This window comes from Lichenibacterium ramalinae (genome assembly GCF_004137085.1).
In the GTDB taxonomy this organism is placed as follows: domain Bacteria; phylum Pseudomonadota; class Alphaproteobacteria; order Rhizobiales; family Beijerinckiaceae; genus Lichenihabitans; species Lichenihabitans ramalinae.
The window spans coordinates 66,911-79,880 of record NZ_QYBC01000010.1; the positions used below are offsets into that span (position 1 = coordinate 66,911).

Annotated in this window: 11 protein-coding genes and 1 pseudogene; 11 read left to right on the forward strand and 1 reads right to left on the reverse strand. The window is 67.9% G+C overall.

Annotated features, from left to right (window positions below):
- Positions 1-10: 10 nt before the first annotated feature.
- A complete protein-coding gene (locus D3272_RS13000; protein WP_129219634.1) occupies positions 11-979 on the reverse strand; it encodes a substrate-binding domain-containing protein in 969 nt (322 codons plus the stop codon).
- Positions 980-1,208: 229 nt separating this feature from the next.
- Here D3272_RS13000 and D3272_RS13005 point away from each other — a divergent pair, with 229 nt between their 5' ends.
- The 11 genes and pseudogenes from D3272_RS13005 (at position 1,209) to D3272_RS28315 (ending at position 12,942) form a co-directional block, all read left to right on the forward strand.
- The gene (locus D3272_RS13005) at positions 1,209-1,982 is read left to right on the forward strand and encodes an SDR family NAD(P)-dependent oxidoreductase (protein WP_129219635.1); all 774 of its coding nucleotides are present in this window, start codon (positions 1,209-1,211) and stop codon (positions 1,980-1,982) included.
- A 76-nt stretch (positions 1,983-2,058) separates the two neighbouring features.
- Positions 2,059-2,817: an SDR family NAD(P)-dependent oxidoreductase gene (locus D3272_RS13010; RefSeq protein WP_428977988.1), complete on the forward strand. Its 759-nt coding sequence runs from the start codon at positions 2,059-2,061 to the stop codon at positions 2,815-2,817.
- A gap of 58 nt (positions 2,818-2,875) precedes the next feature.
- Positions 2,876-3,502: a glucose-6-phosphate isomerase gene (locus D3272_RS13015; protein ID WP_129219636.1), complete on the forward strand. Its 627-nt coding sequence runs from the start codon at positions 2,876-2,878 to the stop codon at positions 3,500-3,502.
- A 23-nt stretch (positions 3,503-3,525) separates the two neighbouring features.
- On the forward strand, positions 3,526-4,473 hold the full coding sequence (locus D3272_RS13020; RefSeq protein ID WP_129219637.1) for a shikimate dehydrogenase family protein: 948 nt from the start codon (positions 3,526-3,528) through the stop codon (positions 4,471-4,473).
- Positions 4,470-5,354, forward strand: a complete 885-nt coding sequence (locus tag D3272_RS13025) for an MBL fold metallo-hydrolase (protein ID WP_129219638.1) — start codon at positions 4,470-4,472, stop codon at positions 5,352-5,354. The genes D3272_RS13020 and D3272_RS13025 overlap by 4 nt, the downstream gene beginning before the upstream one ends.
- Positions 5,355-5,393: 39 nt before the next feature.
- Positions 5,394-6,329 (forward strand): SIS domain-containing protein, encoded by a 936-nt coding sequence (locus tag D3272_RS13030; protein WP_245496538.1) that lies wholly within the window; start codon positions 5,394-5,396, stop codon positions 6,327-6,329.
- A gap of 4 nt (positions 6,330-6,333) precedes the next feature.
- Positions 6,334-7,755, forward strand: a complete 1,422-nt coding sequence (locus tag D3272_RS13035; RefSeq protein ID WP_129219640.1) for an FAD-binding oxidoreductase — start codon at positions 6,334-6,336, stop codon at positions 7,753-7,755.
- 565 nt (positions 7,756-8,320) lie between these two features.
- Positions 8,321-9,301: a site-specific integrase gene (locus D3272_RS13040; RefSeq protein ID WP_245496539.1), complete on the forward strand. Its 981-nt coding sequence runs from the start codon at positions 8,321-8,323 to the stop codon at positions 9,299-9,301.
- A gap of 410 nt (positions 9,302-9,711) precedes the next feature.
- Positions 9,712-9,885, forward strand: a complete 174-nt coding sequence (locus D3272_RS27300) for a PAS domain-containing protein (protein ID WP_165361335.1) — start codon at positions 9,712-9,714, stop codon at positions 9,883-9,885.
- Positions 9,886-9,900: 15 nt separating this feature from the next.
- Positions 9,901-10,590, forward strand: a pseudogene (locus tag D3272_RS28310) (PAS domain-containing protein); the annotation flags it as partial.
- Positions 10,588-12,942, forward strand: a complete 2,355-nt coding sequence (locus D3272_RS28315; protein ID WP_342634182.1) for a bifunctional diguanylate cyclase/phosphodiesterase — start codon at positions 10,588-10,590, stop codon at positions 12,940-12,942. The pseudogene D3272_RS28310 and the gene D3272_RS28315, both read left to right, overlap by 3 nt.
- Positions 12,943-12,970 lie beyond the last annotated feature (28 nt).

A 12,970-nucleotide genomic window follows, 5' to 3' on the forward strand; every position in this document is an offset into this window, starting at 1 on the left:
CGGTGCCGGCTCAGAACACCGCGTTGGGCTTGATGTACTTGTCGACGTTGTCCTTGGTGATCACCGCGGGCGCCGTGATGTCGAGCTTGGAGAAGCCGGCCGGCAGCGAGCCGTCGAGGGCCTTCATGCCGACGTCAATAGCAGTGCGGCCGATCGCGTCCGGGTCGTTGAGGCCGGTCGCCCCGTACTTGCCCTCCTTGATCATCTGCAGGGCCTCCTTCTGGCCGTCGGCCGCGGCCACCAGCAGCACGTCCTTCTTCCCGGCGGCCTCCAGCGCCTTGCGGGCTCCGAGCACCATGGAGTCGTTCTCGCCGAGCACGACGTTGACGTCAGGATGTGCGGTGAGGATGTCCTCCATGGCCTTGAGGCCGCCGTCGTTGTTCCAGGCGCCCCAGCCCTGGCCGACGATGTCGAAGCTCGCCTTGCCCCCGCTCTGCAGCTGTCCCTCGGCGATGCCGCGGATCACCCCGAGCCGGCGCTCCTGCCCGACCACGTTCCCCTTGTCGCCTGACAGGAGCGCGATCTTCATCGGCTTGCCGTTCATGGTCTTGGCGAGCCACTGACCGACAAGGAAGCCGTTCCTGTCGTTCGAGGACTGGACCAACGTGACGTAGTTGGCCTTGGGGTTGAGGCCGCTGTCGATCACCACGACCTTGACGCCCGCCTTGGCGGCAGAGTTCACGGCCGGCACCAGGCCCTCGGGATCGCGGGGGTTGAGGATGATTAGGTTGACGCCCTTGGCGACCATGTCCTCGACGTCGCCGATCTGCTTCGACATGTCGTTCTGGCCGTCGGCGGTCGACACCGAGCATCCCGCCTTCTTGGCTTGGTCCTGCGCGGCTTGCAGCTGGGCCGCGTAGTACGGCGCGTTCAGCGTGAACATCGAGATGCCGACCTTGCAGTCGGCGGCCGACGCGAGGCCGGCGGTACCTACGAGGATAGCCGAGGCTGCGACGCAGCCGAGCAGAATGCGATTCATGGTGATCCCTCCTGAAACGACTGTGTCGCCGCTGTCGTGTAACTTTAATACGCGTCGGAGAGCCGTCAAGCTCATTCATGGCTCGAAACGGCCGCGATTTTCCGCTTGTCTTTGATATCGGATCGGAGAAATGTAGTTTGATTACAGAACCGGTGCACGCCGGGGCGGCTGGTCCGGCACACCGGGACGCCTGCCCGTCGATCGTGTCGGGAACCCGACCAGGACCGCCATGTATCTGGATAGATTCAAGCTGACCGACCGCGTCGCCGTCGTCACTGGTGCTGCCCGCGGCATCGGTCTCGCCATCTCGGAGGCCTTGGCCGAGGCCGGCGCCTCCGTGGTGCTGACCGACATGGATCCCGTGGCGCTGGAGGGTGCCGTCGCGAAGCTCCGCGATCAGGGCCACCGCGTCGAGGGCGAGACGCTCGACGTCACCGATGCCGCGGCGGTGGGGCGCGTGCACGAGGCCGTCTCCGCCCGGCACGGGCCGGTGGACGTGCTGGTCAACAACGCCGGCATCGCCATCTCGAACCACCCTGCCGAGTCCATGACCGACGCGGTCTGGGCCAAGGTCATCGACGTGAACCTCAACGGCGTCTTCTACTGCTGTCGCGCCTTTGGGGCCGGCATGCTGGCGCGGGGGTCGGGGTCCATCGTCAACGTCGGATCGATGTCGGGCTTCATCGTCAACCGCCCACAGGAGCAGGCGAACTACAACGCGTCGAAGGCCGCCGTGCACCACCTCACGCGGTCGCTGGCCGCCGAGTGGGGCGCCCGGGGCGTCCGGGTCAACGCGGTCGCGCCGACCTACATCGAGACCGAGATGAACGCCTACGTCCACGAGGACGCCGAGATGTACCGGCATTGGGTCGGGGGTACGCCGATGAACCGCATGGGTCGCCCCGACGAGGTCGCCGCCGTGGTGCTGTTCCTGGCGGGCGACGCCGCGAGCCTCATGACGGGCTCCATCGTCCTGGCCGACGGCGGATACGTCTGTTGGTGAGCCGGGATTCGGTCCGCCACCCCGACGTCGTCGTGCGGCCGATTGTCGACCCGATCCACTATCCGCGAGGTGAAGCGTGACGACTGCCGCAGAGAGTTTCAGACCCGGCCTCTTCGACGGGCACCACGTGATGGTGTCGGGCGGCACCAGCGGCATCGGCCTCGCCATCGCGCGTGGCTTCGCGGCCCTTGGCGCGACCGTCCTGGCGACGGGGAGTTCAGAGGACAAGATCGCCGGCCTGCGTCGGGAAGGCGGTATCGCCGGCCTGACCTTCCGATCTCTCGACGTCCGCGATCGCGCCGCCGTGCAGGCCGTCGTGGGTGGCCTCGACGCTTTGGACGTGCTGGTCAACGCGGCCGGTATCGCCCGTCCGCATCGCGAGTTCGAGGAGGACACGTTCCTCGAGGTGATGGACGTCAACCTGAACGCGGCCATGCGCCTCGCCATGGCGGCCCGACCGCTCCTGGCGCGTCGCGGCGGCTCCATCCTGAACTTCGCGTCGATGCTGAGCTACGTTGCGGACGCCGCGGTTCCCGCCTACGGCGCCAGCAAGACCGGCATCCTCGGATTGACCCGGCATCTCGCACACGCCTTCGGGCCCGAGGGGATCCGCGTCAACGCGATCTCGCCTGGTTACCACCGGACCGATATGACGCGCGAACTGTGGGAGGATCCGGGGGCGGCCGCCAAGATCGAGGCGAAGACCGCGGTCCGGCGCTGGGGCACGACAGAGGACCTGGTCGGGACCGCGCTGTTCCTCGCCTCGCCGGCGGCGGCCTACGTCACGGGCGCGGACCTGCCGGTCGACGGCGGCTACGTGGTGAGCGGCTTTTAAAAACCGTCACGTCGGTGCCATCGCGCCCGAGACCATCCGAGGCGAAGGGAGATCACGCATGGAGATGACGGAACCGGTGCGTTGCTCCGTCGACGTCGGAAGCGGCCGGCTCGCGGGCGGCTCCGGCCGCTACGAGAAGCGGCTCTCGGACCTCGCGAGCCTCTACGCCGACGCCGAGGCCTACGACGCGCTGCTGCGGGACGGCGGGGACCGCGTCGTCTACGCGGTCGAGGACCTCAGACCCTCGTCGGCCCCGGGCGACATGATCTTCGGGGTGACCCGCATGGCCCCCGGCACCGTGGGCGACGAGTTCTTCCTCACGCGCGGTCACATCCACGCGATCGCGAACCGCCCGGAAATCTACTACGGTGAAAGCGGCACGGGGCTGATGCTGATGGAGTCGCCCGCGGGCGAGACCCGCATCGTTGAGGTCGGAGCCCGCGTGGTCTGCTACGTGCCGCCCTTCTGGATCCACCGCTCCGTCAACGTCGGCCCAGACGATCTCGTCATGACCTTCGCCTATCCGGCCGACTCCGGGCAGGACTACGACATCATCGCCCGCTCTGGCGGCATGGCGCAGCGCGTCCTCCGCACCGGCGACGGCGGGTGGCGGGCGGTCCCCAACGCGTCCTATCGGCCCCGCACGGCGGACGACGTCGCGCGCGTGCTGGCGAGCGCAGCCTGACGCCCGAGCCCGGAGCACCACACGTGAATTACAGCGCGGCCACGCGGCCGACCCTCCACTTCATCGGCGTCACCACGGGCCAGAGTTCGATCATGCGGGTCTTCCCTGCGTGGACGGAGCTGTTAGGCATCGACGCCGCCATCTCGGGCATCGACTTCCCGATCCACGCCGCCCCCCAGAGTTACAGGGATGCCGTGCGGTTTATCAAGACCGACCCACTGTCGATGGGCGCCCTCGTGACGACGCATAAGATCGACCTGTTCGCGGCCTGTCGGGACCTGTTCGACGACGTCGATCCCCATGCCGCCCTGATGGACGAGACGAGTTGCCTGTCGAAGCGCGGTGGCCGGCTCGTCTGCCATGCCAAGGACCCGATCTCCTCGGGTCTGGCCGTGGATGGCTTCCTACCGCAGCGCCACTTCGCCGAGACCGGAGCCGAGCTTTTCGCCATGGGGGCCGGCGGCTCGACGATCGCTTTGACCTGGCACCTGATGCGACGCGACCGCGGCGCGGACGTGCCGTCCCGCATCGTCGTGTCGGACCGCGAGCAGGGACGCCTCGACGAGATCCGACGCATCCATTCGGACATCCCCTCGGACGTGCCGGTCGAGTACCGCCTCGTGACGGGATCAGCCGACAACGACTCCGTCTTGAACGGGCTCAGGCCGGGCTCCTTCGTGGTCAACGCGACCGGACTCGGCAAGGACAGGCCGGGATCGCCGCTCGGCGACCGGGCGCACTTCCCGGAGCGCGCGATCGCCTGGGACCTGAACTACCGCGGCGATCTCGTCTTCGTCGACCAGGCCCGGGCCCAGCAGGTCGAGCGCGACCTGCAGGTCGAGGACGGCTGGACCTACTTCCTCCACGGCTGGACGCAGGTGATCGCCGAGGTGTTCCACGTCGACATCCCGACCGCAGGGCCCCGGTTCGACGAGATCGCGCGCGTCGCGCGGGACAGCGCTGCGGCGTGACCGACCTCGCGATCGACGAGACACCGTTCGCCGAGCCCCTCGACGAGCGTCTCGGCGCGGTCCAGCCCGCCGGCCGCGTGACGTTGCACTGGCTCGGCCAGGCGGGCTTCGTGGTCTCGGCCGGAGGACGGCGCCTCGTCCTCGACCCGTACCTGTCGGACACGCTGGGGATCAAGTACCGAGGCACCGCCACGCCGCACGAGCGCATGATGGCGGCCCCGATCACGGTCGCGGGGCTCGGGCCGGTCGACCTCGCCTTGATCACCCATCACCACACAGACCACATGGACCCCGGCACGCTCGCACCTCTCGCGGCGTCCCGAACCGGCTTGCGCTTCGTGGTGCCGGCGGCGAGCCGGGACGAGGCGTTGCGCCGGACCGGGGCCGAGGCCGCGCGTCTCGACGCCATCGACGCCGGCGACACCATCGTGCCGTGGCCGGGCCTGGAGGTCACGGCCGTGCGGGCGGCCCACGAGACGCTGGAGCTTGACGCGGGCGGGCACCACAGGTTCCTGGGCTACGTTCTGCGCTTCACGGTCTCCGGCGGGGCCGTCACGCTGTTCCATTCGGGCGACACCGTGCCCTTCGACGGACAGGTCGAGGAGGTGCGTTGCCTGCGTCCCGACGTGGCTCTGCTGCCGGTGAACGGACGTTCGGCGGCGCTGCTGGCGCGTGGCGTGCCGGGCAACATGACGCTCGACGAGGCGGTGGCACTCTCCGAAGCGGTCGGGGCCGGGACGATGGTGGCCCACCATCATGGCCTCTTCGCCTTCAATACCTGCGACCCCGAACGACTGGCGGCCCGTGGGCGACAGGGCGGCTCAGCGGTGAGGGTCGTACCGGCCCGAACCGGCTTGGAGCTCCGCCTCGGACGGGTCTAGTCCTGTCGCGTGCCGGTAGGAGGTTCTGCGGAGATGGTCGTGCTTCAGAAGAGCCCGGAGGCGGGGCGGCGGCCCGTCCAGAACGTGCTCGACGTCGTCCGGGCCGCGCTCCCATCCTTGAGGCGGTCCGACGCCAAGGTCGCCGAGCTCGTCCTGCTCGACCCGTCCTGGGTGCTCGAATCAGCCGTCGCGGCCGTGGCCAGGCAGGCGGGGGTCAGCCAGCCCACGGTGATCCGCTTCTGCACGGCGGTGGGCTTCTCGGGCTTCGGCGAGTTCAAGCTCAGGCTCGCCCACAGCCTGGCCCTCGGTCGCCCGGCGACGAACTCGGCCATCAAGGACACGGACACGCTCGACGCGGTGGCCGACAAGATCTTCGCCTACACGCTCACGAGCCTCGATTGGGCGCGACAGCACCTCGACCGCGGGGCGTTGGCCCGCGCCGTGGACCTCTTGGCGAGCGCCGGGAGCGTCTCGTTCCTGGGGTTCGGGGCATCAGGCGTCGTGGCCTACGACGCCCAGCAGAAGTTCCCGCTGTTCGGCGTCCCCTGCCGGGCCGAGTCGGACTTCCACCAGCAGGTGATGCTGGCGTCCATGATGGGCGAGGGCGACGTCGCCGTGGTCATCTCGAACACGGGCCGGACGCGTCAGCTGGTGGAGACCGCGCGGCTTGCCCGCGACAGCGGCGCCGCGGTGATCGGCCTCGTCGGGGCGGAGGGTGACGTCAGCGCGCTCTGCGACGTCGTTCTGCTCATCGAGACCTTCGACAACACCGGCGTCTACACGCCGACGACGTCACGCATCGCCGCGCTGGTCATGATCGACGTGCTCTCGACCGCAGTGGCGCTCCGGCGCGACGAGCCGCACGATGATCGCCTGAGGCGCATGAAGCGACGGCTCAACACGGTCCGATCAGGCAATGCCGGACGGGACGAGGCGGCGCCGCATGCGGAGCCCGACACCGAGGAAGAGACTTGACGCCATGGATCGCATCGATGCCGCGCACCCGTCCGAGGCCGCCCTTCGGCACGGGTTCGCGCCCGACCTGTTCCTGTCGGACCCGGACCTGATCGCACCCCTCACCCGGGATAGGACGGGTGGCTACACGGGGCAGCCCGTCGCGGTGGCCCGCCCACGCTCGGCCGCTGAACTCGCCGACGTGGTGCGCCGCTGCCGCGCGCTCGGCCTCGGGCTCGTTCCGCAGGGCGGGCTGACAGGGCTCGTCGGCGCTGGAGTGTCGGGGGATGTGGACCGAGAGGTCGTCGTGCTGCTCGACCGCATGAGCGCGGTGCGCACCGTCGATCCCGTCGGCTTCGCCATGGTGGTGGAGGCCGGCTGCGTGCTGGAGACCGCGAAGAAGGCCGCCGACGCCGAGGACATGCTGCTGCCCATCACCTTCGGCTCGCAGGGTTCGTGCCGCGTCGGGGGCGTGGTGGCGACGAACGCCGGAGGCTTCAACGTCCTGCGTTACGGCATGACGCGGGACCTCGTGCTCGGCCTGGAGGTCGTGCTGCCGGACGGCCGGGTCTGGGACGGGCTCCGCACCCTGCGCAAGGACAACCGTGGCTACGACCTCAAGCAGCTCTTCGTGGGCGCGGAGGGCACGCTCGGCATCGTCACAGCGGTGGCGTTCAAGCTGTTCCCCAAGCCGACCCGCGTCGAGACCGCCCTCGTCGGCCTACGCTCGGTCGAGGACGTCATGACCCTATACGGCCGGGCGCGGCGCGCCTGCAGCGACCTGCTCTCGGCCTTCGAACTGATGACGCGCGACGGACTGGCCCTGGCCCTGGAACACGGGCCCGACCTCCTCGACCCGTTGGGAGAGGCGTGCCCGTATTACGTGCTGATGGAGCTCTCCGGTGGGGGTGCGGTCGATCTTTCGGCTCTCCTCGAGGTACTTTTCGAGGAGGCCGGTGACCTCATCGTCGATGGCACCATCGCGCAGAGCCAAGCCCAGGCGGAGCGTCTATGGTTGTTGCGCGAGGCGATGGTGGCCGCGCAGAGCCGCTCCGGGCCCTACTACCGGACGGACGTGTCGGTGCCCTTGGCCGAGATCCCGGCCTTCCTGCACGCGGCCTTCGCCCGGCTTGCCGCCGAACTCCCCGACGGTCGCCCGATCGCCTACGGCCATGTCGGCGACGGCAACATCCACCTCAACGTCGTCCCACCCGCCTCCTGGTCGATAGAGCCCCGCCGTGACCTCTTCCGGGCCGCCGAGGAGGTGATCTTTACGACGCTGGACCGCTTTGGCGGCAGCATCAGCGCAGAGCACGGCATCGGGCGCTCGAAGAAACGCGCGTTCATGGAGCGGGTCGACCCCGTGACGCTGGACCTGCTCCGCGCGCTCAAGAGCGTCATCGATCCTCAAGGTACGATGAGCCGCGGGCGCATCTTCGACCTTTGAGGGTCGGAGCATTCATCCGCATCGTCGGGCATTATGCCCCAAACCTGCGCCGGATCGTTGACTGGCCGAACGCGATGTCTGGCTGACCTACATCGAGTCAGCCGGGCTCCTCTGGTTCGGGAGGGCTGGGCAGCTTCAGCCTCTGCAAAGATCTGACGGAGATCACGCCGGCAGGTCGAAGCGTTCAAGCCGGTCAGGGCCTGTAGCGCTGCCTGGCTGCGCCGTGTGAAGTCCGCGTCGGATCGAACGATAAACGGCCTCAAACAGCACGGTCGGGTCGTCAGCGGCCGCACACCGCTGGATCGGAAGGGGAGCGGTCGTGTTCTTGCCGACAGGCAGTCAGACGGCGCCGATCCGAGCCGGCGATGGGATTGCCGGTTTGCCGCTACCGCCGAGACCGCGATGGAGGGTGCTCATTTGAGCGCGGGAAGCACGATCGCTCGCTAGCGTCCGGGCCAGGCCAACGTGAAAACGATAGCCATCGATAATTAGCCTTATCGTTGACTGCAGATATCGCGTTGGGCAGGGTTGCGTGATGGTGCCCTTCGCTGCAGCCGACCGGTCCGTGGTCGTCCCCGAGTCGCGGGATCAGCCTATCGATCGCGCGACGATCGATGCGAGGCTGAACGACCACGCGCGCGACGCGGCCGGCGCGTTCGCGCCGAACACCATCCGGGCGCTCGCCGCCGACACCCGCGTCTTCTCGGCTTGGTGCGCGGGGCAGGGCAGGGAGGCGCTGCCGGCCTCGCCCGAGACCGTGGCGGCCTTCGTCGACGCCATGGCCGGGGTGCGGGCGCCGGCGACGGTGCGGCGCTACTGCGCCTCGATCGCCAGCATGCACCGGGCAGCCGGCCTCGTCCCCCCGACGGCGATGCAGCCGGCCAAGCTCGCGCTCCGGCGCATGGCGCGCGCCAAGACCACGCGCCAACGCCAGGCCGAACCGCTGAACCGGCCCGCGCTCGACCGCATGCTGGCAGCGGTCGGGCAGGGGGCCGAGCCTACCGCCATCGCGCTCCGGGATGCGGCCCTGGCCGCCGTCGCCTACGACACGCTGCTCCGCCGCTCCGAGCTCGTCTCCTTATATATAGAGGACCTCGCGCCGGTGTCGGGGGAGGGGACCACGATCCTGGTCCGCAGGTCCAAGACCGACCAGGGCGGCGAGGGTGTCGTCAAGTTCCTCGCGCCTGACACCGTCCGAGCGTTGCGCGCCTACCTCGACGCGATCGGGGCGCCGACGCATGGCCCATTGTTCAGGCCGGTGACGCGATGGGGCAGGGCGGCCGCGAAGGCGCTCGAGGGGCAGGAGGTGCCGCGGATCTTCCGCAAGCTCGCCGAGGCGGCGGGCGTGAGGACGGCACGACCGCATTCCGGTCACTCGACCCGGGTCGGGGCGGCACAGGACATGCTGGCGGCGGGTCTCGAGCTCGGTGAGGTGATGCAGGCCGGCAGCTGGAAGTCCGTAGCCATGGTGGCGCGCTACGGCGAGCGCCTGCTCGCCCGGCGTGGAGCGGCGCGCAAACTCGCCGTGCTGCAAAACAGAGCCTGAGTTTCCTGAACCTGCGGGCTTTCGGATCGTGAAGTGAGTTGGCGCGCAATGTCGTAAGTGGGTGGAAGGCGGTCCGGCTGCTTTCGATCTGGATCAAGCAGAAGGAGACGTTTCCACCGGCAACCTCAGGCAGCTTCTGTCGCGGTAGCTCTTGGAGAATGATACCTTTTTGCGACAGACATCCGCGACGTTAGCCTACCGCGTCGAGAACACCCCATCGGTCCGCGGCAAAAAGTCAGGAGCTAAGCGACAGCCGGCGGATGGAACGCGCGAGCCGAGGCAGGGCCCGACCGTCATGCCGTCAGGGCATTGGCACGTTGTGAAACATTCGCTGTACCTCATTAACGTGCCTGTCCTAACGTATGATAATCGGTAACCATGCCTCGACGTAGAGCAGCGGACGTAATGCAATGAGCCTTTCGGTCCGGCCTTCCAAGGCTCTGAACCATGACCTCGTCGCGCTCGCGTTCGAGTCGAGCGGCGACTGCATCAAGATGCTCTCTTCCGATGGGACCTTGCTGCTGCTCAACGCCGGCGGTGCGGCGGCAATGGGCTTCGATGGGCCGACCGTTCCGGTGGGGTAGAACTGGGTCGAGTTCTGGCAGGGAGAGGATCGCGAGGCGGCCCGCGCGGCGCTCGCCGTTGCGGCGAGTGGGCGCCCGACCACCGTCAGTGGCTACCTTCCTACGGTCACGGGCTCTCCCCGATGGTGGGAAAGCACGATCACGCCGTTGCACAACGACGACACGGACAAGCCAAGGCGGCTTTTGGTCATCTCTCGCGACGTGACTGCCCAGCGCCAGGCGGAAAGCGCCAGTCGGCGGTCTGAGAGGCTCTACAGGACGTTGATCGAGGCGACGTCGCAGATTGTTTGGAGCCGCGACCTGGAAAGCGGGCAGTGCGACAGCCGTGGTTGGAGTGAGTTTACGGGATACCCACAAGACGTCTCCGCTCCTGAGGGCTGGCTGGAAGCGGTTCATCCGGACGATCGTGAGAGGACGCACCAAACCAACCGGGCCGCCGTGCGGCATGGGCGGAGCCTCACCGTTGAGTACCGCCTCTGGTTCAAAGCGGGCGGGTGGCGATGGGTCGAGGATCACGCCGTTCCGGTCAAAGACGAAGGTGATGTGATCACCGGGTGGGTTGGCGTGGTCACAGACGTTCACGAACGTAAGGCAGCGGAGCAGAACCTGTGCGATGAGGGCAGCAGGCTGCGGCTAGCGCTCGAGTCTGCGGCGCTGGGCACGTGGGATGTCGACCTGCGGACGGGAGAGTGCCACTTTTCCATGGAAGCTCGGCGAATGCTCGGGTTTCGTGAGCAGGATGCCAGCTGCGGCCTACTCGATATCCTGCATCCTGACGACCGGGACCTCGTCGTTGAACAGTATCGGGCCAACCTGTCTCAGACCGTCGGGATGTCCATGACGACGTTCAGGATCGTCCGTCCAGATACAGGCGACACGCGCTGGATCGCCTCGCGCGGGCGAGCCGTACTCGACGGCGAAGGAAGTGCTGTCCGCCGCATAGGCACGTTTGAGGACTTCACGGAACGCAAACGGACCCAGGACGCGCTTCGCTCCACGCTGCGGCGGCACCAGGCGCTGCTCGACGCCACCTCGGTGATCGTGTGGCATTCCGATGCCGCCCAGACGAGCTGCGAACGCCAGGGCTGGGCGGAGTTCACAGGCCGTCTTGCTACAGAGGTGGGCGACGGTTGGCTTGACGCCATTCACCCCGCCGACCGCGCGGGCGTGAGGGCGAGGCGCGACCGAGCTCACGCGGCTGGCGAACCATACCTGAACGAGTACCGTCTGAGCCACGTCGACGGCGGCCATCGCTGGGTAAGGGACGACGTGGTGCCGCTGCTCTCGGACGATCGTCTCGTTGACGGTTGGGTCGGGATCATCTCCGACATCCACGAACGCCGGACCGCTGAGCAGGCCCTTCGCGCCAGTGAGGAGCGATTGAGGCTCGCCAGCGAGGTGGCCGGGCTCGGCACCTATGACGTGGACTTGGTGACGGGACGACGCGAATGGTCGCCGGAGTTCCATGACCTGCTTCGGATCCCTCGAACCACCGCTCCAGACCGACGGCTGTTCCTTGATGCCGTGCATCCGGACGACCGCGTCCATCTGCTGGATGACGGGCAGATGTCGGAAGAGACCCACGGCAGCCTGCGGATCAGCACCTATCGCCTCCGGTTCGGGTCAGGTGAGGTGCGCTGGATGGAGGAGCGGGAGCGTCTCTTTCTGGATGCAGAGAGCCGGCCGGCCCGGCGAGTCGGCACGATGCAGGACATCACGGATCGCAAACGGGTCGAACACGAGCTCTGGTTGGCGGCCCACGCCGACGCACTGACGGGACTGGCCAACCGGACGCTGTTTCAGGCGCGTGTCGAGGAGGCGGTGGCGGAAGCCGACGTGCGAGGCACCGAGGCCTGCGTCCTGATCGTCGATATTGACCGCTTCAAGGAGGTCAACGACACGCTGGGGCACGACGCCGGGGACACCGTGCTGCGCGCCATGGCGGACAGGCTCAGGCGTTGTTGCCCCTCGAACGCCACCGTGGCCCGTCTCGGAGGCGACGAGTTCGGCGTGGTCATCTCCTGCGAGCGGTACCGCGCGGCGCCCAACGTCGTCGGCGAGAACATTCTTCAGGCTCTGCGTCAGCCGCTGATGCACGGCGGCCGGGAGATCGAGTCCTCGGGCAGCGTCGGCTTCTCTGTCTATCCTCGCCACGATGCCGACGCCACGGCGCTGCTCAAGAACGCCGACATGGCACTCTACATGGCGAAAAAAGCGGGTCGAAATCGTGTGGCGTCGTTCGACACCACCATGCGCGACGACCTCAGGCGTCGCGTGGACGTGCTCCGTTCTGCCAAAGAGGCGCTGAACCGAGATGCAGTGCTTCCCTTCTATCAACCCAAGGTTTCGCTCCAGACCGGGAAAGTGGTCGGCTTCGAGGCTCTGCTACGATGGCGGGATGCGTCGGGCCTGCGTTCCCCGTCGGATCTGCAGGAGGCGTTCGCCGACCCCGACCTGGCGTGTCGTCTCGGCTCGCGCATGCTGAGCCGCGTCGTGGCGGACATGCGCGTGTGGACGGAGCGGGGCGTACCTTTCGGCCACGTCGCGTTGAACGCCGGAGCGCCCGAGCTGCATCGCGCCGACTTCGCGGACGGCATCCTGCAAGCGTTGGCCCACGCGGGGCTCCGCACAGATCAGCTTGAGATCGAGGTGACCGAGGGTGTCCTTCTGGACGACGCCACGGTGGCCGTGACCAGGGCGCTGAAGGTCTTGAGCGGAGCCGGAGTGGCGATCTCGCTCGACGATTTCGGCACAGGCTACGCGTCTTTGACCCACCTTAAACGCTTCCCCGTCTCGTGGCTGAAGATCGACCGCTCGTTCGTCTCCAACATGGAGGCAGACAAAGACGCGCAGGTGATCGTCAGAGCCGTGATCGGCCTTGCTCACAACTTGGGCCTGAAGACGGTAGCCGAAGGCGTGGAGACGCGTTCGCAGCTGGACTTCCTGGCCGACGTCGGCTGCAAGCTCGCTCAGGGCTACCTCTTCGCCAAGCCCATGGCCGCCGCTGAGGTGCCGACCTTCCTCGCTGGCTGGAGGGCATCGCCGGCCGCGACCTGACCCGCATGCGAGCGCGGCGACGAACAGG